General features: G+C 69.2%; 21 protein-coding genes. 8 read left to right on the top strand and 13 right to left on the bottom strand.

The window, feature by feature from the left end:
- Window positions 1–77 precede the first annotated feature (77 nt).
- The 5 genes from AB4Z48_RS31455 to AB4Z48_RS31435 all read right to left on the bottom strand — a co-directional run bounded on the left by AB4Z48_RS31455 (window position 78) and on the right by AB4Z48_RS31435 (window position 4930).
- Complete coding sequence (locus tag AB4Z48_RS31455; RefSeq protein ID WP_441621265.1) at window positions 78–1304, bottom strand: VanZ family protein; 1227 nt, start codon at window positions 1302–1304, stop codon at window positions 78–80.
- Between the two features lie 10 nt (window positions 1305–1314).
- The gene (locus AB4Z48_RS31450) at window positions 1315–1878 is read right to left on the bottom strand and encodes an ABC-type transport auxiliary lipoprotein family protein (protein WP_441621326.1); all 564 of its coding nucleotides are present in this window, start codon (window positions 1876–1878) and stop codon (window positions 1315–1317) included.
- A 132-nt stretch (window positions 1879–2010) separates the two neighbouring features.
- Window positions 2011–2955, bottom strand: a complete 945-nt coding sequence (locus AB4Z48_RS31445; protein ID WP_441621263.1) for an MlaD family protein — start codon at window positions 2953–2955, stop codon at window positions 2011–2013.
- Entirely contained in the window at window positions 2952–3806 is an 855-nt protein-coding gene (locus tag AB4Z48_RS31440) for an ABC transporter ATP-binding protein (RefSeq protein WP_441621261.1), read from the bottom strand. Before AB4Z48_RS31440 ends, AB4Z48_RS31445 begins: the two co-directional genes overlap by 4 nt.
- Window positions 3803–4930 carry an MlaE family ABC transporter permease gene (locus tag AB4Z48_RS31435; RefSeq protein WP_441621324.1) on the bottom strand — a complete coding sequence of 376 codons (1128 nt, stop codon included), beginning with the start codon at window positions 4928–4930 and terminating at the stop codon, window positions 3803–3805. The genes AB4Z48_RS31440 and AB4Z48_RS31435 overlap by 4 nt, the downstream gene beginning before the upstream one ends.
- A 261-nt stretch (window positions 4931–5191) precedes the next feature.
- Here AB4Z48_RS31435 and AB4Z48_RS31430 point away from each other — a divergent pair, with 261 nt between their 5' ends.
- The 3 genes from AB4Z48_RS31430 to AB4Z48_RS31420 all read left to right on the top strand — a co-directional run bounded on the left by AB4Z48_RS31430 (window position 5192) and on the right by AB4Z48_RS31420 (window position 7747).
- Entirely contained in the window at window positions 5192–6070 is an 879-nt protein-coding gene (locus AB4Z48_RS31430; protein WP_441621259.1) for a biotin--[acetyl-CoA-carboxylase] ligase, read from the top strand.
- A complete protein-coding gene (locus AB4Z48_RS31425; RefSeq protein WP_441621257.1) occupies window positions 6067–6930 on the top strand; it encodes a type III pantothenate kinase in 864 nt (287 codons plus the stop codon). Before AB4Z48_RS31430 ends, AB4Z48_RS31425 begins: the two co-directional genes overlap by 4 nt.
- A gap of 67 nt (window positions 6931–6997) precedes the next feature.
- On the top strand, window positions 6998–7747 hold the full coding sequence (locus tag AB4Z48_RS31420; RefSeq protein ID WP_441621255.1) for an SPOR domain-containing protein: 750 nt from the start codon (window positions 6998–7000) through the stop codon (window positions 7745–7747).
- A gap of 275 nt (window positions 7748–8022) precedes the next feature.
- Here AB4Z48_RS31420 and rfaE2 read toward each other — a convergent pair whose 3' ends face one another.
- The 7 genes from rfaE2 to AB4Z48_RS31385 all read right to left on the bottom strand — a co-directional run bounded on the left by rfaE2 (window position 8023) and on the right by AB4Z48_RS31385 (window position 15072).
- On the bottom strand, window positions 8023–8517 hold the full coding sequence (rfaE2, locus tag AB4Z48_RS31415; RefSeq protein WP_441621323.1) for a D-glycero-beta-D-manno-heptose 1-phosphate adenylyltransferase: 495 nt from the start codon (window positions 8515–8517) through the stop codon (window positions 8023–8025).
- 100 nt (window positions 8518–8617) lie between these two features.
- A complete protein-coding gene (locus AB4Z48_RS31410) occupies window positions 8618–9481 on the bottom strand; it encodes a ferritin-like domain-containing protein (RefSeq protein WP_441621253.1) in 864 nt (287 codons plus the stop codon).
- A 225-nt stretch (window positions 9482–9706) separates the two neighbouring features.
- Window positions 9707–10957: a patatin-like phospholipase family protein gene (locus tag AB4Z48_RS31405; protein ID WP_441621251.1), complete on the bottom strand. Its 1251-nt coding sequence runs from the start codon at window positions 10955–10957 to the stop codon at window positions 9707–9709.
- Window positions 10958–10997: 40 nt separating this feature from the next.
- Window positions 10998–11909 carry a PhaM family polyhydroxyalkanoate granule multifunctional regulatory protein gene (locus AB4Z48_RS31400; RefSeq protein WP_441621249.1) on the bottom strand — a complete coding sequence of 304 codons (912 nt, stop codon included), beginning with the start codon at window positions 11907–11909 and terminating at the stop codon, window positions 10998–11000.
- A gap of 115 nt (window positions 11910–12024) precedes the next feature.
- Entirely contained in the window at window positions 12025–12882 is an 858-nt protein-coding gene (locus tag AB4Z48_RS31395) for an enoyl-CoA hydratase/isomerase family protein (RefSeq protein WP_441621247.1), read from the bottom strand.
- A 182-nt stretch (window positions 12883–13064) separates the two neighbouring features.
- The gene (locus AB4Z48_RS31390; protein WP_441621245.1) at window positions 13065–14048 is read right to left on the bottom strand and encodes a fumarylacetoacetate hydrolase family protein; all 984 of its coding nucleotides are present in this window, start codon (window positions 14046–14048) and stop codon (window positions 13065–13067) included.
- A 67-nt stretch (window positions 14049–14115) separates the two neighbouring features.
- Window positions 14116–15072: a Bug family tripartite tricarboxylate transporter substrate binding protein gene (locus AB4Z48_RS31385; protein ID WP_441621321.1), complete on the bottom strand. Its 957-nt coding sequence runs from the start codon at window positions 15070–15072 to the stop codon at window positions 14116–14118.
- Between the two features lie 344 nt (window positions 15073–15416).
- Between AB4Z48_RS31385 and AB4Z48_RS31380 the strand changes: the two genes are divergently transcribed.
- The 4 genes from AB4Z48_RS31380 (at window position 15417) to AB4Z48_RS31365 (ending at window position 18695) form a co-directional block, all read left to right on the top strand.
- A complete protein-coding gene (locus AB4Z48_RS31380; protein ID WP_441621243.1) occupies window positions 15417–16253 on the top strand; it encodes an IclR family transcriptional regulator in 837 nt (278 codons plus the stop codon).
- Window positions 16213–17289 carry a DUF3108 domain-containing protein gene (locus AB4Z48_RS31375; RefSeq protein WP_441621319.1) on the top strand — a complete coding sequence of 359 codons (1077 nt, stop codon included), beginning with the start codon at window positions 16213–16215 and terminating at the stop codon, window positions 17287–17289. The genes AB4Z48_RS31380 and AB4Z48_RS31375 overlap by 41 nt, the downstream gene beginning before the upstream one ends.
- Before the next feature lie 66 nt (window positions 17290–17355).
- Entirely contained in the window at window positions 17356–18198 is an 843-nt protein-coding gene (locus AB4Z48_RS31370; RefSeq protein ID WP_441621241.1) for an alpha/beta fold hydrolase, read from the top strand.
- Window positions 18199–18437: 239 nt separating this feature from the next.
- Window positions 18438–18695 carry a BTH_I0359 family protein gene (locus AB4Z48_RS31365; protein WP_017227282.1) on the top strand — a complete coding sequence of 86 codons (258 nt, stop codon included), beginning with the start codon at window positions 18438–18440 and terminating at the stop codon, window positions 18693–18695.
- Window positions 18696–18832: 137 nt separating this feature from the next.
- Here the strand turns inward: AB4Z48_RS31365 and AB4Z48_RS31360 are convergent, their stop codons facing one another.
- Window positions 18833–19225 (bottom strand): rhodanese-like domain-containing protein, encoded by a 393-nt coding sequence (locus tag AB4Z48_RS31360; protein ID WP_441621239.1) that lies wholly within the window; start codon window positions 19223–19225, stop codon window positions 18833–18835.
- 178 nt (window positions 19226–19403) lie between these two features.
- Here AB4Z48_RS31360 and AB4Z48_RS31355 point away from each other — a divergent pair, with 178 nt between their 5' ends.
- Entirely contained in the window at window positions 19404–20492 is a 1089-nt protein-coding gene (locus AB4Z48_RS31355; RefSeq protein ID WP_441621237.1) for a homocysteine S-methyltransferase family protein, read from the top strand.
- The last annotated feature ends 26 nt before the right edge of the window (window positions 20493–20518 follow it).

Here is a 20518-nt window from a genome sequence, read left to right as displayed (position 1 = left end):
GGCGCACCGGGCGAACCCCGGGGCGACGGCCGCGGGAAAAAGCCGCCGCGCGCCCAGGCCGGCGGCGGTGTCCTTTCCTAGCCGCCAGCCTGGCGCTGCGCCTTGCGCCGCGCGCGCCGCAGGCTGCGGCGGTCCAGCTGGAACTGCTCGAAACGCCAGATCAGGTAGAACAGCGCCAGGAACGGCCACATCCAGCCCAGCCATTGCGACAGGCTGTTGAAGTGGATGAAGCGCCCGAGCCGCCAGCCTTGCTCCGAAATCCAGGAATAGGGGTTGGCCGGCAGCAGGTTGCACAACACCAGCAGCACCATCAGCGTGGCCAGCGCCAGCGCGCCGCGCAGCCAGCGCGGCAGGCGCAGCAGCAGCACCAGCACCAGCGAGCCGGTCAGCAGCGCGAAGCGGCCGGCATCTGACAGCCAGTTGAAGGCGTTGTCATCGGGAAACTGCACTTCCGCCACCACCGCCTTGAGCAGCAGCGTGGCGGCCAGCAGCCCTGCCAGGATACGCAGCATCGGCGCCTGGCGGCGCATGGCGGCGGAGGCAAACAAGCCGGTGCCGACCCAGCCGCATGCCGTCACCAGGGATTCGAGCAACTGCTGCCCCTGGGCGTCCTCGGGCCGCAGCAGGCCGATGCCTTCGATCAGGCCGGGCAGCCCCGGCAGTACGCCCTGCAGCCACTGCACCGGCCATGAGTCGGGATCGGTCAGCCACTCGCGCACGATGCCGCCCATGCCGAACAGGTAGTCCTGCGGGAAGATCTGCGCGAACGGCCACAGCAGTATCAGGATGATGGCGAAGCTGGCATGCGGCTCGAACCACGCCATGCGCAGCTGGCGCAGCGAGCCGCGATCGATCAGCGCGGCCGAGAACGGCGCCAGCACGGCGCCCCCGAGCAGGGCGCCCAGCGCATTGGTGATGAGGTCGATATTGGACGAAATGCGGTTGGGCAGCCAGGTCTGCAGCGCCTCCATGGTGCCCGACAGCACCGCGCCCGCCGCCAGCGCCAGCAGCGTGGCGCGCGCGCCGGAGACGCGCGGATGCAGGGCCAGCACCACCAGCGCGCCGAAGGGGCAGTAGCCCAGCACATTGGTGATGATGTCGAACTCGGTCAGGTAGCGCGGCTTGGGCGCGGTGAGGAAGGCCAGCGGCGAGATGCCGTTGTCGGTCCAGCCGCTGAACGGATAGAGGCTGCCGTAGAAAATCAGCAAGGTGAAGCACAGCAGGCCTACCCGCGCCAGCGGAGAGTGGCGCTGCGCCGGCGGCAGCGTAGGTGGCGGGGAAGGCGGCGGGGGAGCCGATGCCATGCGGTATCGCTTATTGCTGCGGCGGCAGCGCCGCCACCCAGTCGAGGATCGCCGCGATCACGGCATCGCTGCCCGCGGCCAGCGCCTTGACCCCGCCGGCGCCGTCCGCGCTGGGCGCGGGCTGCTCCGCCACGAAGGTCTTCTGCCCGATCAGGCCGTTGCGGAACACCGTGGCGCGCACGCGGATCACGCCGCGGCTGGCGCTGGCGGCGTCGAAGACCTGCTCGAATTCCAGCATGTCCACCTTGAGCGAGGGCGCGGTGGTGTCGGCGTACCAGGTCAGCGCGCCACGCGAGGCAACGGCCTCGCGCAGGCGCTCGTCGAACAAGCGTATCGGCGACATCACCCAGCGCTGCGTGGCGTACGGCTGCAGGCGCTCGGCCTGCGCGTAGTGAAGGCGGTAGTAGAGCCCGTTGCCGTCCATCCAGGTGGGACCGTCGGTCTGTGCCACGCGCAGCCTGGGCAGCGGCGTGGCGCCCGGCGCGGCGCCGGCGGGCGGCCCGAGGTCATAGGTGATGGTGGGCGCGGAGGGCGAGAGCGCGCAGCCGCCCAGCAGCAGGGCGGCCAGCGCCATGCCGCTGAAGCAGGGCGCCAGGCGGGGCCCGAAGCGGGGTCCGAAGCGGGGCCGGAACAGGGAGACGGTGCGCATCATGGATTGCCTCGGGGGATTGGCGTGGGTACGCGGCATGGTGGCTTTCCCTGATCCTCAGGGCGCGCTGAAGCCCGGCTCGCCCGGGCCCGGCGCGGCCGCCGGGCCGCCGAACAGCACGCTGCGCGGGCTGTCGTTGAACTGGCTGGCGGCACGGTCGATGCTGCGCATGGTCTGGCGCGCGTCGCGGGTCAGGCCGTTGACCTGCGGCAGCGTGTCCTGCGTGACGCCGCCGGCGGCCGCCTGCACCGAATCGGCGACGCCCTGGAGGTCGCGGCCGACACGGTCGACGGTGCGCAGCACCGTGCCGTCGGGACTGGCCAGCTCCTGGGTGAGGCGCCGGGCGGAGGCCAGTGTGGCGTTGAGGTTATCGGTCACCTGCGGCAGCTGGCGCACCGCCGGCTCGAGCGAGTGCGCCAGGCGCGAGTAGTCGTCGGCGGTGGTGTGCACCGAGCGGATCGCCTCCATCAGGTCGCGCCGGTTGTTGGCCTGGAACATGTCGCCGAGCGAGTCCATGATGGTTTCCAGCTGCGTCAGCAGGGTGTCGCCGCGCTTCTCCAGCTCTTCGAAGAAGCCCGCGCGCATGGCGATGCGCGCCACCGACTTGGCCGAGGTACGCAGGTGCGGGGAGGGCTGGCCGCTGCCGTTCTGCGCGGTGGCGTCGTCGAGCTGCACGTAGCCGATCCCGGTCACGCCCTGGAAGTTCAGCGTGGCATAGGTGGTGGTGGTGATGGGCGCGTCCTGGTTGACGCTGATGCGCACGATGATCTGCCCCGGCACGGCGGGATCGAAGCGGATCGACACCACCTTGCCCACGTCCAGGCCGCGGTACTTGACGTCGGCCTCCGGCCCGAGGCCGTTGACGGTGGATCGGGTGATGAGGTCGTACGGCACGCGCACGGCGTGGTCGCTGCTGAACCAGAAGATCGAGAACAGCACCAGGATCACCAGGCCGATCGTGAACACGCCGGCCAGGAAGGCGTGTGATTTGTTTTCCATCATGCTTCTCCAGAATGCGGGCCCGCCGCGGCCGGCGCCGGGGGCAGGGCCTGCATGGCGCGCCGCCCGCGCTCGCCGAGGAAATACTCGCGGATGAACGGGTGGTCGATATGCACCAGTTCGCGGATCGGCTGCGCCGCCAGCACCTTGTGGTCGGCCAGCACCGCTACGCGGTCCGACAGCGCCACCAGGGTATCGAGGTCGTGCGTCACCATCACCACGGTCAGGCCCAGCTCGTGGCGCAGCTCGCGGATCAGCGCCACGTAGTCGTCGGAAGCCATCGGGTCCAGCCCCGCCGTGGGCTCGTCCATGAACACCAGTTCGGGCTCCAGGGCCAGCGCCCGCGCCAGCGCCACGCGCTTGATCATGCCGCCCGACAGGTCGGACGGCATCTTGTCCGCGTCGCGCGCGCCCAGCCCCACCAGTTGCAGCTTGAGCAGCGAAGCCTGGCAGATCAGATCGTCGGGCAGGGTGCGAAGTTCACGCAGCGGCAGTGCGATGTTGTCGATCACCGAGAGCGCGGAAAACAGCGCGCCGCGCTGGAACTGCAGCCCCCAGCGGTTGCGCAGTGCCTGCAGGCGGGCCGTGCCGAGCTTGCGCAGGTCTTCGCCGAACACGCGGATGGTGCCCGAGGTGGGGCGCTCGAGCCCGACGATCTGGCGCAGCAGTACGGTCTTGCCGCTGCCCGATCCGCCCACGATGGAGAGCACTTCGCCGCGGTAGACGTCGAGGTTCAGGCCGTCGTGCACGACCGCCTCGCCGAAGCGCTTGACCAGGTTGCGGACCTCGACCACGGTGGTGCGCTTGTCGTGCCCCACGCTGTCCGCCGCGGCGGGAACGATGGCTGTGCTCATATGCCGATGTCCTTGAAAAGGATGGCGATGATCGCATCGGCCACGATCACCACGGTGATCGAGGTCACCACCGAGGCGGTGGTGCCTTCGCCCAGGCTGCGCGTGTTGGGCTGGATGCGCAGGCCGTAGTGGCAGGCCGTGAGCGCGATCAGCATGCCGAACACCACGCCCTTGCCCAGTCCCAGCCAGAGGTTGGCTACTGGCACTGCGTCCGGCAGCGCGCGCAGGAAGAAAGCTGCGCTGAGACCGAGCTGGAGGCGCGCGGCCAGGATGCCGCCGGCCAGCGCCATCACGTCGGTCCAGGCCACCAGCAGCGGCATGGCCACGGCCAGCGCGATCACGCGCGGCATGATCAGGCGAAAGCCGTGCGAGATGCCCATCACGCGCATCGCGTCGAGCTCCTCGGTGACGCGCATCACGCCGATCTGCGCGGTGATGGCCGAGCCCGAGCGCCCCGCGACCAGGATCGCCGCCAGCACCGGCCCCAGCTCGCGGATCACCGCCATGCCGAGGATGTTGACGATGAAGATGCTGGCGCCGAAGGTGCGCAGCTGGTTGGCCGAGAGGTAGGACAACACGATGCCGATCAGGAATCCGACCAGCGCGGTGATGCCGAGCGCCTTGTAGCCCGCGTTGTGGATATTGGCCGAGATCTCGCGCCAGGGGCCGCGCTGCGGCGCGCGCAGGAAGCGCAGCAGGTCGAAGGCAAGCTGGCCCAGCATGGTCACGCCATTGCCGATCTGCGCGATCATCGACAGGATCGAGGCGCCCAGCAGCGTCACCGGGTTGAAGCGGTCCACCATGTGCTTCTTCCAGTTTTCGCGGCGCAGCCCGGCGATGCGGCCGAACACGCGGCGCTGCGCCTCGTTGGCCTCGAGCCGCGCGGGCAGCTTGCTGCCCCACGCCTGCCACATCAGCTGGGCGCCGATATGGTCGAGCCGGCCCAGGCCCGCCAGGGACCATTGCGCGTCGGCGCCAACCAGGTGCAGCTCATGGCGCAGCGCACGGGCGTGATGGCAGTCCGACAGCGCGAGCGCGGTCCAGTCGCCGCGCAGGTGCGCCGTTGCCGCTCCGTCCGCGCGCGTCACTTCAATCGCAGGCGTGCTTAGGCTTTCCAAGAGGATGGGGGAAGTGATGGGCAAGTCCCGATTCTAAGCCACCCGCAGGGCCAGCGGGCGCCTGGCGGGGCGCAACCGCCCGCGCCTCTCCGATCCGTCACCCGATCCGTCACCCGATCCATCACCCGATCCGTGAGCGATGGGCGCGGCTACAATGCGGGCTGGCCCGCCCGCAGGGGGGACGCCGTGCGCGGCCCTTGCGCCCATTGTGCTCCGTGCTTCCCGTGCTTCCCGTGTTTCTCCTGCTTTCCGTCTACATTGCTCCGCATGTCCTCTGACCAGCCTTCGCTCCCGCCGTCCTCGCCTTCGTCGCCGGCACCCGCCTGGCGTATCGACACCGGGCGCCTGCGCGCCGCGCTGGACGGCGCCGCGCGCGACTGGGCGCTGGACGTGGTCGACGAGACCGGCTCCACCAATGCCGACCTGACGCTGGCCAGCCGCAGCGCTGCGTGGGGCGAGGCCGGCGCGCTGCGCCTGGCCTATCGCCAGACCGCCGGGCGCGGGCGCCAGGGCCGTCCCTGGCAAGGCCAGGCCGGACTGACCTTCTCGGTCGCGTTGCCGTTGCCGCTGGCGCCGTCGCGGCTCAGCGGGCTGAGCCTGGCCGTCGGCCTGGCGCTGGCCGAGGCGCTGGCCGACTGCGATGCACGGCTTGGCGCCGCCGTCGGCCTGAAATGGCCCAACGACCTGCAGATCGACGGCCGCAAGCTGGCCGGCATCCTGATCGAATCGGTGCCCGCGGGACCACAGCGGGTGTGGGCGGTGATCGGCATCGGCCTGAACCTGGTGCGCGATGCGCAGATGGAAGTCGCGCTCGGGCGCAGCCTGGCCGGCGTGGGCGAGTACCTGCCGGCGGCCGACCCGACCGCGCTGCTGGCTGCCGTGCTGAACCGGCTCGCGGCGATGCGCGTGCAGTTCATCGCCACCGGCTTCGCGCCGATGGCGCAGCGCTGGTCTGCGCGCGACGCTTATCGCGACCAGCCCGTGCGGCTGCTGCACGATGGCCAGGTGCAGGCCGAAGGGCTCGCGCGCGGCGTGGATGGCGAAGGCCACCTGCTGCTTGAAACGGCTGCCGGGCTGGAGCGTGTTTCCAGCGGCGAGGTCTCGCTGCGGCCGGCGCAGCCCGACACCGGCGGAGCGCAGGCATGAGCATCGACGTGGCCAGCGCATCCGCCGGCACGCCGGCCGTGCCGCAACTGCTGATCGATATCGGCAACACCCGCCTGAAATGGGCCTGGTGCCAGCAAGCCTGGCCCGGCGCGGTCGCGGAAGGCCCCTTGCCCGCGCCGTGGCAGCACTGGGGCGCGGTGGCCCACGACGAACTTGCCACCCTGCTGGCGCAGTGGGGCGCGCTGCGCGAGACCATGCCCGCCGGCACGCGGCCGCTGGTGTGGGTCAGCAACGTGGCCGGCGCGGCCTTGGCGGCCAGCCTGCAGGCCGCGCTGGATACGGAGTTCGGCGCCGGCACCAAGGCCAACTGGGTGCGCTCGGCGCCGCGCTTCGGCGGCCTGGTCAACGGCTACCGCGATCCCGGCCAGCTCGGCGTGGATCGCTGGATCGGCAGCATCGGCGCGCGCTGCTACCGCCCGCATGGTGCCTTGCTGATCGTCACCGCCGGCACCGCCACCACGCTCGACGTGGTGAGCGCGCAGGACCGCTTCGAGGGCGGCCTGATCCTGCCCGGGCTGGACCTGATGCTGGGCGCGCTGGCGCGCAACACCGCGCAGTTGCCCGCGCTGGGGGCCGGCGATGCCGGCCTTGCCGCGCCCTGGGCCGACAATACGCGCGACGCCATCGCCGCCGGCTGCCTGGCGGCGCAGACCGGTGCCGTAGAGCGCACCTGGCGCGCCCTGGCCGAACGGGGGCCGGTGCGCTGCCTGCTCTCGGGCGGCGCTCGCCACATACTCGCCAACGCGCTCTCCATGCCGTTCGAGATGCACGATAATCTCGTGCTGCTCGGCCTGCATGTCATGGCCACGCAGAGCGGGCTCGATACCTTGCCGGGCTGAGCCCGCGTTGTCCGGCTTTTCCCAACTCCTTCACGCCCGACCCGGCGTTCCGCCCCGCATCGCCCCCATGCTCCTGCGAAACCTGTTCATCCTGCTGGCATTGCTCAACGCCCTGTTGCTGGCCGCCGTGCTCGGCGCCTTCGGCCCCCGGCCTTTGTCAGGATGGCTGGAAAGCCCGCGCGAGCCCGAACGCGCCGCCCAGCAGACGCGCGCCGAACGTTTCCGCCAGCTGGCGCGGCAAGACGGCGCGCATGCGGCCTCCGCGCCCGCGCCGGCGGCTGCGCTGCAGCAGCTCGAACCGGGCCAGGGCGCGCCGGACGCGCCAGGCGCCAGCGCCGTGCAGGCAGCCGCGCCCGCCGCGGCCTGCGTGGAGATTGGGGGCTTCAACGGGGAACTGGTGCGGCGCGTGGCCGACGAGCTGGCCGGCGCGCCGCCGGGGGGCTGGCGGGTGGAGCAGTTCGAGCGGCAGGAACAGGCGCGCTGGTGGATCCACCTGCCGCCGCAGGCTTCGCGTGAAAACCTGGAGCGCAAGCTGGGCGAGCTGCGCCGGCGCAATATCACCGATGTGGCGGTGGTCAGCGGCGGTTCGCCGGAAACCTATACGGTATCGCTTGGCCTGTTCCAGGAGCGCGAGCATGCCGAGCACTTCCTCGGCAACCTGCGCGAACACGGCGTGCGCACCGCGCTGCTGAGCGACGCGCCGCATCCGCTCACGCGCCAGTGGCTGCGTGTGCGCAACGTCGATGCCGCGCTGCGCACGCGCCTTGATGAGGTGCGCCGCCGCTATGGCGTCCAGGCCATGCTGACCTGCGCCTGAGGCTGCTTCAAAAAGATCCTGGCGTCGTTGCGCGGCCTTGCCGTACCGGTTGTACTGTCTGCGGCCGCTCCCTTGCAGGGCGCATGCGCGCTGGCAGGCGCGCACCGCTGCGCAGGCGGATCACTGCGTGACCCGAATTCCCTGCTCCGCCCTAGCCAGGACCGCTTCGCTTCATTTTGAAACAGCCTCAGGGGGCCGCTTCAAAAAGATCCTGGCGTCGTTGCGCGGCCTTGCCGTACCGGTTGTACTGTCGTTGCGCGGCTTGGGCCAGGGGCTCAGCCGCCCTGGCGCACCTTGGCCAGCAGCTTGGTGGTGGAGCGGTCGTGCCGGAACGCGATGGCGTGCGCCTGCCCGCCCCAGCTGCGCACCAGCCGCGTTTCTTCGAGCGTATTGATGTCGTAGTCGCCGCCCTTGACGTAGATGTCCGGGCGCACCAGCCGGATCAGCTCCACCGGCGTCTTTTCGCGGAACATCACCACCAGGTCCACCGATGCCAGCGCGGCCAGCAGTGCCATGCGGTCCGTCTCGTGATTGAGCGGGCGGTCGTCGCCCTTGCCGAGCATGCGGACCGAGGCGTCGCTGTTGACGCCCACCACCAGGCTGGCGCCCATCTCCCGCGCCTGCGCGAGGTAGGTGGCATGCCCGCGGTGCAGGATGTCGAAGACGCCGTTGGTGAAGACCATGGGGCGCGGCAGCGCGGCCAGATGCTCCGCCAGCGCGGCGGCGTTGTCGGGCGGGACCAGTTTGGACTCGAAGGAGGCGGGGAGCATGGCGATGGGCAGCGGGTTGGCTTGAAAAAACAAAGCCCCATCATCGGATGGGGCTCGTCACTCCGAAGGCGCTAGGCAACCTCCGGCGCAAAGGGCGGGCTCAGGCCTGCGCGGGCTGCGCGCCACCTGCGGCCTGCAACCGGGCATTCAGTTCCTTCCGGTAGCGGTTCAGGTCCTGCACCGTCTCGAAAGTGCGCTCGAACAGCAGCGACATATTGTGCAGGATCCGCTCGATCACCTTCTTCTCCCAGCCTTCGTCGAAGCGGATCTGTTCGTCGAGCCAGTGCTCGAGCCAGTCCGGATCCGGCAGCCGCGACTGGATGGTGTCGTTCGGGAACAGGTTCTTGTTGACGTGCAGGTTGGTCGGGTGCAGCGGCTTGTCGGTGCGGCGCGCCGAGGCCATCAGCACGCCGATCTTGGCAAACGCAGAGCGCGCGCTGTCGCCGAACTGGTTGAGGTATTTCTTCATGTAGCGCAGGTAGGCGCCGCCATGGCGGGCTTCATCCTGCGACAGGGTGCGGTAGATCTGCTTGATGACCGGCTCGGTGTGCCATTCGGCGGCACGGCGATACCAGTGGTTCAGGCGGATTTCCCCRCAGAAATGCAGCATCAGGGTTTCCAGCGGCGGGGCCGGGTCGAACTCGAAGCGCACGGCGTGCAGTTCTTCCTCGGTCGGCACCAGGTCCGGGCGGAAGCGGCGCAGGTATTCCATCAGGACCAGCGAGTGCTTCTGTTCTTCAAAGAACCAGATGCTCATGAAGGCCGAAAAGTCGGAATCGTGGCGGTTGTCGCGCAGGAACATCTCCGTGGCGGGCAGGGCCGACCATTCCGTGATGGCATTCATGCGAATCGTCTTGGCCTGGTCGTCGGTGAGCAGGCTCGGGTCGAAGGAATCCCAGGGGATGTCCTTGTCCATGTGCCAACGGAYCGCTTCCAGCGATTTGAACAGTTCGGGGTAGAGCATGGTAAGCCTTTGAAATTACGCGCAGATTCTACCAGATGCGAATTATTCCCAACGCCCTTTTTGTGTCGAAAGCAAGAGCTTGCCTGCGCCTTGGCCCGCGCAAGGCAAACTAGTGGGCGAATATCGCGCCTGGGTGGCCGCTTACCGGTCCCGTCCGTTCGCGTTCCGGGAGGATCGACAAGCACAAAGGGAATAATAAGCCACTCATGGCGCGGGCCATATAGGTTAGGCCGTCACGCCTGTCGGTGGTTCGCGCTGAAATGCAGCCGCGGGCGCGGCGGCAGGCCCGGGCCTGCCGCCGGTGTCCGGCGCGACGGCGTCGTACAGGAAAGCGGCGAGTTCGTGCTGCTGCGCCATCGCGTCCCGCTCGCCGAGGCCGATCAGCGCCTGGGTGAACTCCGGCTCGAACAGCAGGTAGCTGGCGAAGGCGGCGCCGCGTGCCTCGGTGCCGCCCAGCGGCGCCAGCAACGCGCGCACGGTGCGCGGCAGCCGTTGCACGTGTTCGGCGGCGATGGCTTCGATGGGTTCGCTGGGCGCGACGGTCATCACCTGGATCGGGCGCCAGCCTTCGCGGTCGTTGGCGATTTCCGGCATCCGCGACAGCAGGCTGTTGATGTGCTGCAGCCGTTCCAGGTCCGCGGAAAGACCGTCCAGGAAGATGCTCGCCAGCGCTTGCCCGCCCACCTGCGCCAGCGACGGGTAGCCGCCCGCCGGCACGGTGTCGAACCAGCCCGGGCGCTGGCGCGAGGCCGCGCCGATGGCCAGGATGCGCGAGGCGCCCAGGTGGATGGCCGGCGAGAGCGGCGACATCTGGCGCATGGTGCCGTCGCCGAACCACTCGTGGTGGCCCTCCAGTTCCAGCGGCAGCGCGGGAAACAGGAACGGGATCGAGGATGAGGCGAGCAGGTGGTCCACGCCGATCTTTGCCTCCACCGCCAGCCGCTGGCTGCGTTTCCACGGATGGATGCGGCGGTGCGACTGGTAGAAGGTGACGTGGCGRCCGGTGGTATAGGACAGCGCGGTCACGGCAAAGGCCTGCAGGTCGCCGGCATCCAGGCTGTCCTGCACGCGCTCGGGATCGAACAGCTCGCTCAGCATGCTGCCCAGCGGGGTGTTGTCGAACAGCGCGCGCGGCGCGCGGCGGGTTGCCCACCCGAAGGCCAGCGCGGAGAGCCAGCGCGCGCCCGAGGCGCCCACGCCCATCAGGCCGGTACGGTAGACGTCCTCGGCGTGGATGCCGCTCCAGAGCGCGCCCAGGCTGTCGGCCGCGGCGCGGAAGTTGGCGGCGTTGATGGCCATGCCGGCGCCGTTGATGGCGCCGGCCGAAGTGCCGCAGATGATGTCGAAGGGAATGCGGCCGCGATCGCGCCCGTGCCGGGCGGCGATGCGTGCGATGCCGCGCAGCACGCCGGCCTGGTAGGCCGCGCGCGCGCCGCCGCCCAGCATGATCAGCGAAGTGGTCTTCTGTGACGGCATGGGCTTCGGGGCGGGTTCAGGGGACAGGCCGGGCGCTGCCTCAGCTTTCGTCGCCAGGCGAGCTGTCCGGCTTGCCGGTGGCGGGTGTCTTGCTTGCCGGCCGCTTGGCCGGCGCCTTGGCCGGAGTCTTGCTCGCGGGCTTGGCGGGCGCCTTGCCGGCGGGTTCCGCCGCGGCTTTCGTGCCGGTCTTTGCGCCTGTCTTGGCGCCAGTCTTTGCAGCGGATTTCCCGGCGGGCGCCTTTTTTGCCGGCTTGGCCGTGCCGGCCGCCGCCTTGCCGCGCGGCGCCGCCGCCGGCGTGGCCGGTGCGGGCTCGGGCGTGGCCGCGCCCGGCATGCCGAAGCTGCCGAGGTTGCCGAACGGATTCAGGCTGGAGGTGGCGGCGCTGGCGGCGATCTGGTTGAACTGCTGCTGCAGCATGTCCCACCAGATGCCGGCGTTGGGCGCCGCGGCGCCTTCGTGGCTGCCGGCTTGGGCGGCCCCGGCCTCGGGTGCATCGGCGGCTTCGGGCTGCCCTTCCTCGGGGCCGTTGTCTTCCTCGTCCTCGTTTTCTTCCACCGTGGGCTCGGGGCGCGCGCGGAACGGCGGCGACGGCTCCTCCTTGCGCTGGTGCGGCGGCACGGCGCTGGGCGCGTTGGCGGCACGCGCCACGTTTTCCATCGCGCTTTGCATGGCCTCGGGCGAGAGCGCGCTGCCGAAGGTCTGCAGCGCCACCAGGGTGGCGCGCTGGACTTCCAGGCCCTGGATGGTGGTGCGCAGCAGGTTCACATTGAGCTGCAGCCAGCCTTCCACCGCCTTGAGGTCCTGGATGCGCTTCTCCAGCTCTTCCAGGTCCATCGGTGGGGTCATGGCCTGCAGGCCGGGCATCAGGCCGCCGGGCATGCCGGCAGCACTGCCCCACATCTTGCGCAGGAACTCGAAGCCGTTGGTGAAATCAGGAATCTGGCCAAACATGGTCACTCGCCTCCGAGGGGTCGGCAGCCGGCATGGCCGGCTGCGGGGGTCGAACTACTTTAATCGGATTGCATCAAGCGGACTGCATCAAGCGGGTTGCATCAAGCGGACTGCCTCAATCGAACTGCGGCGGCCGCTTTTCCCGCAGGCTGGCCACGCCTTCCTGCACGTCTGGGCCGGCAAAGCCCATGAATTCAAGCGCCAGCGAGCTGTCGAACGACGGGCCCGCCATGCGCAGCCAGTTATTGAGCGCGTACTTGGTCCAGCGAATCGCGGTCTGGGAGCCGGCGGCCAGCCGGCGCGCCACGTCGAAGGCGCGCTCGACCAGTTCCGACTCGTCCACCACCAGCGACACCAGCCCGATGCGCTCGGCCTCTTCGCCGCTCACCGACTCGCACAGCATCAGATAGTACTTGGCCTTGGCCATCCCGCACAGCAGGGGCCACACGATGGCGGCATGGTCCCCGGCCGCCACGCCCAGCCGGGTATGGCCGTCGACGATGCGCGCGTTCCTGGCGGCGATCGAGATATCGGCCAGCAGCCCTGCCACCAGGCCGGCGCCCACGGCCGGGCCGTGCATGGCGGACACGATGGGCTTGTCGCAGTTGATGACGTTGTAGACCAGGTCGCGCGCCTCGTGCCATACGCGCGTGCGGGTGGCGAAGTCGTTGGCCATGTCCTCGACCAGCGAGAGGTCGCCGCCGGCCGAGAAGCCCTTGCCTTCGCCGCGGATCAGCGCCACGCGGATGTCGGGGTCGGCGGAGACGTCGCGCCAGATCTCGGCCAGTTCGCGGTGCATATTGGCGTCGGCGGTGGCCAGCTTGCGGTTGGCCGACTGGTCCGCGCCCATCACGATCTCGAGAATGGGCCCGTGCTGGCGCAGGGTCAGCGCGCTGTAGCGGGCATAGCGCGGCGAAAGCGGCGGGGTGCCTTCGGGAGCGGGGGGCGGGGCTTGCGGGGGGAGTGCGGACATGGGCTGCGATGGCCTTGGCCATTCCATAGTGGAGCGTGGGCCGGGCCGCGCCAGGCGGCCCGGGGCGCCGCCGGCGGCTGCGGATCCGGTGATCGCGCAACCGGTGGCAATTCGCCAACCGAGCGGTCGGTAAATTATAAGCACGTCGGCCGCGCCGCCGCCAGCGGCCGCCGTGCGTCGTCTCAGCTGCGCGCCGACACCAGCTGGTCGATGGCGCCGAACACCGAGTGGCCCTGCGCGTCGAACATCTCGATCTTGACCGCGTCGCCGAACTTCATGAAGCCGGTGACGGGCTGGCCGCCGTCGATGATCTCCAGCATGCGCTTCTCGGCGATGCAGCAGTAGCCCTTGCTGCGGTCCACGTTGGAAATCGTGCCCGAGCCGACGATGCTGCCGGCGCGCACATTGCGCGTCTTGCAGATATGCGCGATCAGCTGGCCGAAATCGAACACCATGTCGGTGCCGCAATCGGGCCAGCCCACTTTCTTGCTGTTCCAGTGCACCGTCATCGGCAGGTGCACGCGGCGCTCGCGCCAGGCTTCGCCCAGCTCGTCCGGGGTCACCGCCACCGGCGAGAACGCCGTGGCCGGCTTGCTCTGGAAGAAGCCGAAGCCCTTGCCCAGCTCGGCCGGGATCAGGTTGCGCAGCGACACGTCGTTGGCCAGCAACAGCAGGCGGATGCCCTCGGCGGCCTGCGCGGGCGTGGCGCCGGCCTTGACGTCGCCGGTGATGACGGCCACCTCGGCCTCGAAGTCGATGCCGTGGGCCTCGCTGGCGCACACGATATCGTCGTGCGGGCCGAGCAGGTCGTCGGAGCCGCCCTGGTACATCAGCGGATCGGTCCAGAACTCGGGCGGCATCTCGGCGCCGCGCGCGCGGCGCACCAGTTCGACGTGGTTCACGTAGGCGGAGCCGTCGGCCCACTGGTAGGCGCGCGGCAGCGGCGCCATGCAGGCACGGGGATCGAAGGCGAAGGGATGGCGTCCGCGGCCGGCGTTGAGGGCGTCGTAGACGTCCTGCAGCTGCGGCGCATAGAAGTTCCAGTCGTCCAGCACGGCCTGCAGCGTGCCGGCGATATCGTTGACGTAGTGCGCGGTCTTGAGGTCGCGCGAGACGACCACGAGCTGGCCGTCGCGCGAGCCGTCCTTGAGGGTGGCGAGTTTCATGTATTCGGGAACATTGGGACAAAGCGGGTGCCGCGCCGGCGCCATGCGGGGCCGGCGCGGCGGCCCGCTAGTCTACCGTGATGCCCTTGGCCTTGATCAGTTTGCCCCAGCGCTCGGACTCGGCGCGCGCATATTGCGCGAATTCCTCCGGCGTGCCCGACACCGGTTCCACGCCGATGCCCTCGAAGCGCTTCTGTACGTCCGGGCTCTTGAGCGCCTTCACCAGCTCGGCATTCAGGCGCGTCACCACCGGGCGCGGCGTGCCCGCCGGCGCCACCACGCCCTGCCAGGCGTAGGCCTCGAAACCGGGCACGCCGGCCTCGGCCACGGTCGGCACCGCGGGCAGCGCCGGCAGGCGCCGGGGCGTGGCCGCGCCAAGCGCGCGCACCTTGCCTGCCACGATGTTCTGCTGGCCTGCCGCGAGGTCCAGGAACATCAGGTCGACCTGGCCCGCCAGCAGGTCCTGCACTGCCGGTGCCGCGCCCTTGTATGGCACGTGCGTCATCTTCGTGTGGGTCTGGTCCATGAACAGCTCCATGGCCAGGTGATGCGGGCTGCCGGCGCCCGGCGAGGCGAAATTGACCTTGCCCGGGTTCTTCTGCGCATACTCCACCGCCTCCTTGAGCGTGCGCGCCGGGAAGTTCGGCGTGGCGACCAGGATCAGCGGAAAGCGCGCCACCATGCCCACATGCACGAAGTCCTTGTCGGCGTTGTAGGGCAGCTTCTTGTAGAGTGACGGGTTGGCTGCCAGCGTGGCGGTGTCGGCGGTCAGCAGGGTGTAGCCGTCGGGCCGGGCGTGCGCCACCGCGTCGGCGCCGACGATGGTGGCGGCACCGGGGCGGTTGTCGATCACCACCTGCTGGCCCAGCGCCGGCGTGATGGCCTGGCCGAGCGTGCGCGCCACCACGTCGGTGCCGCCGCCGGCGGGGTAGGGCACCACCCAGCGCACCGGCTGGCCCGGCCAGTTGTCCGCGGCGCGCGCCGGCTGGCCGGTCGCGATGCCCAGCGCCAGCATGGCGAGCATGGGCAGTGAACGGGCCAGCGGGGAGCGGCGTTGGCGGCAGTCGGAACGTGGGGCGGAAAGGCTGGCGGCAGCATCGCCGCGGGGCGCAAGGCGGGTCATGGTTGTCTCCGGTTGGAAGGCGGCCGCGCCGCGCCATGTACTTTGCATGGCGCATGCCTGCGACGGCTCGTCGTGCGCACAAAGTCTACCCACGGATTAAAAATTGGTAAATCGATTTCGCTATAGTAAATTTATGGCTAAGGTGGCACCGCGCTTCCCGGAGTTGCTCCCGGCAGTGTGATGCGCCGTGCCCTTATCCGCTTTGCCACTTGGTAGCCCTTTGTTGAGTAGCCCTTTGTTGCCGCATGACCGAACCTGAAGAAGACGATTCCAAGCTGCGCTCCGGCATCCAGTCGATCGAGGTCGGCTTCAAGCTGCTGCAGGCGCTGGCCGTATCGCCGCGCGCCATGATGCTGCGCGACCTGGCCGCCGCCGCCGACATGAACCCCGCCAAGGCCCACCGCTACCTGGTCAGTTTCCAGCGGCTGGGCATGGTGGTGCAGGATCCGGTCGGCGGGCGCTACGACCTCGGGCCCTTCGCGCTGCAGCTTGGCCTGGCCGGGCTGAACCGGCTCGATCCGGTCAAGAAGGCGCGCCCGATCCTGTCGCAACTGCGCGACGAGATCGACCAGACCATCGGCATCGCCGTGTGGGGGAACCACGGCCCGACCATCGTGCACTGGGAAGAGTCCAGCCACCCCGTGACGGTGAGCCTGCGGCTGGGCGATGTGATGCCCATGCTCAACTCCGCCACCGGCCGTCTCTACGGCGCCTACCTGCCGAAACAACAAACGCGGCCGCTGGTCGAACGGGAACTGGCGGAGCGCGGCCATGACGAGCTGCCGGAGCTGCCGCGCTCGCAGGCCGACTACGACGCGGTCTGCGCCGAAGTGCGGGCCAATGGCGCGGCGCGGATCAAAGGTGGCGTGCTGCCGGGCATCAACGCTTTCTCGATGCCGGTGTTCGATGCCAACGGGCATGTCGCCATGGCCCTGATCGTGCTCGGCGCGCAAAGCGTATTCGATGCAGAATGGGGCGGGGCGGTGGACCGCCGCGTGCGCGATATCGCGCGGCAGATTTCTTCGGAGCTTGGTTATCTTGGTGGCAGCCCGACGCACGGGCCAGACGGCCTCTCGCGATAGACCTGTCTCGCGCCGCCTGCGCTGGGCGGCGGCGCTTGCATTGGTGCTGGCCGTGCATCTTGGCGTGGTGGCCGGCCTGATGGGCATCCGCGGGCCGCATATCGACCCGTCCGGCATGCCGCCCATCGAGGCGGTCCTGCTGGCGCCGCCCGCGCCGCCCCTGGAAAAGGCACGGCCGCCTGCGCCTGCCGCGCAGAAACATCGTCCTGCGCGGGCGCCGGCCGAGGCCACCCCGCCACCCGAGGCGCCGCCCGAAGCTGCCGAGGCCCCCGCGCTGCTGACCGGTCCGGCCGGCCCCGCCATGGCAAGCGCCGGCGGCACGGCGGGCAGCGCCGCCTCGGCGCCTGCCTCCGCCGCGGCGTCTGCGCCCGCCGCCGAGGCTGCCGACAACGTTCGCTATGCGGCGCCGCCGTCGATGCTGTTGCACTACGCCAGCTTCGTCAACGGCATCCAGAATCCGGACGGGCTGATCCGCTGGCAGCATGACGGCAGCCATTACCAGCTGGCGGTAGAGACACGCGTGCTGTGGTTCCGCTTCGCCTTCCACAGCAACGGCGCGCTTGGCGAGCATGGCCTTGCGCCCGAGCGCTACGAGGAAAGCCGGCGCAATCGCGTGGAGGCGGCCCGCTTCGACCGCGCTGGGGCGACGCTGGTATTCGAAGGCCGCAACAAGCAGGTGCCGCTGCCGCCTGACGCGCAGGACCGCTTCAGCGTGTTCCTGCAACTGGTGGGCATGGTACGCGGCACGCCGCAGCGCTATGCATCGCCGGGCGTGACCGAGACGTTCGACGTGGGCGATACGCGTGACCTGGAGCCCATGCAGGTGCAGTATGTGGGGGAAGAGGACGTCGAAGCCGCGCAGGGTTTGGTGCGCGCAAAGCATTTCGTGCGCCTGCCGCGGCATGCCGGCGACCGGCGCCGCGTGGAAGTGTGGCTGGCGCAATCATTGCAATGGATGCCGGTGAAACTGCGGCAGACCGAGCCCGACGGCACGCAGATCGAACTGGTCTACCGCGACAGCGAAGCGCTGCGCTGATTCATCGTGCCGCGGCCCGCGGGCCGAGGTGGTTCACCGTGTCGTACCCACTTCCGGAGATCCGTCATGCATGCCCTCCAGCCACCATCCGAAACCCGCCGCGTGCGCGTGGGCGATGTCAGCCTGCACGTGCGCATCGACGGAGGCGACGGCCCCTGGGTGATTCTGGCGCATGCGCTGGGCGCCAACCATACCTTGTGGGACGCCACCGCGCGGCACCTTGCGCCGCGCTACCGCGTGCTGCGCTACGACCTGCGCGGCCACGGCCAGAGCGACGCGCCGATCGGTGCTTACTCGATGATCCGGATGGCCGACGACGTGGCTGGCCTGATGGACGCGCTGGCGGTGCCGGAGGCGCATTTCGCGGGGGTGTCGGTGGGCGGCATGATCGGCCAGACCCTGGCGCTGCGGTATCCGGAACGGATGCTGTCGCTGACGCTGGTCGATACCGTCAACCGCACGCCGCTCGAAGCGCACCAGATGTGGCACGACCGCATCGGGCATGTGGAGGCGCACGGCATGGCGGGCGTGGCCGACAGCACGCTGGAACGCTGGCTGACCGCGCCGTTCCGCGCCGCGCATGCGCACGAGGCGCAACGCGTGCGCGAGATGCTGCTGGCAACGCCTGTGCACGGCTACGTGGGCACGGGGCTGGCGATCATGGCCTTCGACCTGGCCGGTGCGATCGCGCGCATCCATTGCCCCACGCTGGTGGTGACCGGAGAGGAGGATCAGAGCGCGCCGCCGGCGATGGCGCGGGAGATCGCCGGCGCCATTCCCGCCGCGCGCCTCGAGATCCTGCCGCAGGCCGCGCATCTATCGCATATCGAACAGGCCGGGCGCTTCCACGCCGTGCTAGATGCCTTTCTGGGCAACGCCGCGTGTGGTGCGCAGTGTGCCGCACCCTGAGGAAATATCTTTTCCGCTCTAACTTAAGAACTTGCGCAGACGGCCGTTGCCCAACATAGTGAGGGAACGCTTGTGAGAAGTTAGAGCGGTCATTCAAGCGGTTCGCCGACGCAGAATCTTGAAAACCAGGCGAACACCCTCAGCTTGGAGGTGAAATCGCGGAGGGCAGCCGGGCACCATGCCGGCAGACTGAACAATGGTTGGCCCCCCGCTTACCCATGACAGCCCGGAGGTGTGCCATGCAAATGATCTACAACAGCGACAATTATTGCATCGTCGAGTTTGGTGCGGATGTCGAGCATGCGCCTCTTGCCTCGGGCGGCTATGAAATCGTCGACAAGAACCTGAAACGCGAGATTTTTCTCGGCGGCCAGATGGCCGAGAGCTTTCGCGCGGACGTGAAGCGTCTGATTGAAAGCGAGCCGTCGGTGGAAGAGGTGGATGATTTCCTCGGAAAGTTCGATACGGTGATGACCCATCCGCTGGTAATGCACTAAACGCATCATGCGCCCGGCCGTGGCCGCTGCCTCTGCATTGCGCAAGGTGGTGCCGGAGCCGGTCCGAGCCAGGCAGGAAAGCCCGTGCACAGCGCGGGCTTTTTGATTTTCGGCCACCCGCGAGTGGCGGTGGCGTCCTAGTACTGCTCCCAGGCCAGCCCGGCGTGGCGCCAGCCGTTGAGCGTATTGCGGTGTCGCTCGGCGTCCAGGTCGCCTTCGAAGCCGTGCAGCACATTGAAGACGGTAGTGAAGCCGGCGCCCTCCAGCGCGCGCGCCGCCGCCGAAGAGCGGTTGCCGCTGCGGCAGATCAGCAGCACCGGCCGCGCCGACGCCTGGCCGGCCAGCTTCTTCACCGCCTGCACGAAATGCGGGTTCACTTCCCAGTCCGGGCCGTCGTTCCACGGCACGTTGTGCGCGCCCTTGGGGTGGCCGACGAACAGGTATTCCATCTCGCTGCGGCAATCGATGAAGAGTGCGTCGGGCGAATCGGCAAGCAGGGCTTGCGCGTCGCCGGGGCTGAGGTGTTGCATGGGCAGGGTTTGCGTTGGCATCGCGTTGGTGGACGGGTTTGCCCAGTGTAGGGCCGTGCCCTGCCGGGCCGCAACAGCCAGGCGGCGCAGGAGGCCTTTGGCGCCGGCCCCATCCAATCCGCAAACCATTGATGTAACTGATAAAATCGACCTCTTTTCCCTGCCGCAGAAGCCCCTCATGAGCGCCGCCCCAAGTTCCGCCTCGCAGCCCGCCGCGCGCCCCCCGGCGCGCCCCTACACCCGTGCGGCCAGTCTGCCCGCCCTGCTGCGCGAGCGCATCCTGATCCTGGATGGCGCCATGGGCACCATGATCCAGCGCTACAAGCTGTCCGAGGCCGACTACCGCGGCGAACGCTTTGCAGGCCACCACGTGGACGTCAAGGGCAACAACGAACTGCTGCTGCTGACCCGCCCGCAGGTCATCAGCGAGATCCACGAGCAGTACCTGGCCGCTGGCGCCGACCTGATCGAGACCAACACCTTCGGCGCCACCGCGGTCGCGCAGGAAGACTACAAGATGGCGGACCTGGCCTACGAGATGAACGTCGAGGCCGCCAGGCTGGCGCGCGCCGCCTGCGACAAGTACAGCACGCCCGACAAGCCGCGCTTCGTGGCCGGCGCCTTCGGCCCCACGCCCAAGACCGCCAGCATCTCGCCTGATGTCAACGACCCCGGCGCGCGCAACGTCACCTTCGAGGAACTGCGCAAGTCCTACTACGAACAGGGCAAGGCCCTGCTCGAAGGCGGTGCCGACGTGTTCCTGGTGGAAACCATCTTCGATACGCTCAACGCCAAGGCCGCGCTGTTCGCCATCGACCAGCTGTTCGAGGATACCGGCGAGCGCCTGCCCGTGATGATCTCGGGCACCGTGACCGATGCCTCCGGCCGCATTCTCTCGGGCCAGACCGTGGAAGCATTCTGGTACAGCCTGCGCCACGCGCGCCCGATCACCTTCGGGCTGAACTGCGCGCTCGGCGCCACGCTGATGCGTCCGTACGTCGCCGAACTGGCCAAGGTGTGCGACGCTGCCATTTCGTGCTACCCGAACGCCGGCCTGCCCAATCCGATGAGCGAGACCGGCTTCGATGAAACGCCGGAGGTCACCTCGTCGCTGGTGGAAGAGTTCGCGGCCTCCGGCCTGGTCAACCTCGTCGGCGGCTGCTGCGGCACCACGCCGGACCATATCGCCGCCATCGCGCAACGGGTGGCCAGCAAGAAGCCGCGCGCCTGGCCCGGCCAGTACCGTGACGCCGACATCGCGGCGTGAACATGCATCGCGAGCCTATAGAACAA

Source organism: Cupriavidus sp. 2TAF22, from assembly GCF_052115045.1.
Lineage (GTDB): Bacteria > Pseudomonadota > Gammaproteobacteria > Burkholderiales > Burkholderiaceae > Cupriavidus.
The sequence above is the reverse complement of the archived record's forward strand: the minus strand, read 5'-3'. Positions and strand labels throughout refer to the sequence as shown.

What these genes read in the sequence shown, in the direction of transcription:
- AB4Z48_RS31365 (WP_017227282.1), top strand. Translation starts at nt 18,438, where the DNA reads ATGCAAATGATCTACAACAGCGACAATTATTGCATCGTCGAGTTTGGT.
- AB4Z48_RS31400 (WP_441621249.1), bottom strand. Translation starts at nt 11,909, where the DNA reads ATGTTTGGCCAGATTCCTGATTTCACCAACGGCTTCGAGTTCCTGCGC.
- AB4Z48_RS31430 (WP_441621259.1), top strand. Translation starts at nt 5,192, where the DNA reads ATGTCCTCTGACCAGCCTTCGCTCCCGCCGTCCTCGCCTTCGTCGCCG.
- AB4Z48_RS31380 (WP_441621243.1), top strand. Translation starts at nt 15,417, where the DNA reads ATGACCGAACCTGAAGAAGACGATTCCAAGCTGCGCTCCGGCATCCAG.
- AB4Z48_RS31425 (WP_441621257.1), top strand. Translation starts at nt 6,067, where the DNA reads ATGAGCATCGACGTGGCCAGCGCATCCGCCGGCACGCCGGCCGTGCCG.
- AB4Z48_RS31360 (WP_441621239.1), bottom strand. Translation starts at nt 19,225, where the DNA reads ATGCAACACCTCAGCCCCGGCGACGCGCAAGCCCTGCTTGCCGATTCG.
- AB4Z48_RS31370 (WP_441621241.1), top strand. Translation starts at nt 17,356, where the DNA reads ATGCATGCCCTCCAGCCACCATCCGAAACCCGCCGCGTGCGCGTGGGC.
- AB4Z48_RS31445 (WP_441621263.1), bottom strand. Translation starts at nt 2,955, where the DNA reads ATGATGGAAAACAAATCACACGCCTTCCTGGCCGGCGTGTTCACGATC.
- AB4Z48_RS31385 (WP_441621321.1), bottom strand. Translation starts at nt 15,072, where the DNA reads ATGCTCGCCATGCTGGCGCTGGGCATCGCGACCGGCCAGCCGGCGCGC.
- AB4Z48_RS31450 (WP_441621326.1), bottom strand. Translation starts at nt 1,878, where the DNA reads ATGGCGCTGGCCGCCCTGCTGCTGGGCGGCTGCGCGCTCTCGCCCTCC.
- AB4Z48_RS31390 (WP_441621245.1), bottom strand. Translation starts at nt 14,048, where the DNA reads ATGAAACTCGCCACCCTCAAGGACGGCTCGCGCGACGGCCAGCTCGTG.
- AB4Z48_RS31440 (WP_441621261.1), bottom strand. Translation starts at nt 3,806, where the DNA reads ATGAGCACAGCCATCGTTCCCGCCGCGGCGGACAGCGTGGGGCACGAC.
- rfaE2 (WP_441621323.1), bottom strand. Translation starts at nt 8,517, where the DNA reads ATGCTCCCCGCCTCCTTCGAGTCCAAACTGGTCCCGCCCGACAACGCC.
- AB4Z48_RS31355 (WP_441621237.1), top strand. Translation starts at nt 19,404, where the DNA reads ATGAGCGCCGCCCCAAGTTCCGCCTCGCAGCCCGCCGCGCGCCCCCCG.
- AB4Z48_RS31420 (WP_441621255.1), top strand. Translation starts at nt 6,998, where the DNA reads ATGCTCCTGCGAAACCTGTTCATCCTGCTGGCATTGCTCAACGCCCTG.
- AB4Z48_RS31455 (WP_441621265.1), bottom strand. Translation starts at nt 1,304, where the DNA reads ATGGCATCGGCTCCCCCGCCGCCTTCCCCGCCACCTACGCTGCCGCCG.
- AB4Z48_RS31395 (WP_441621247.1), bottom strand. Translation starts at nt 12,882, where the DNA reads ATGTCCGCACTCCCCCCGCAAGCCCCGCCCCCCGCTCCCGAAGGCACC.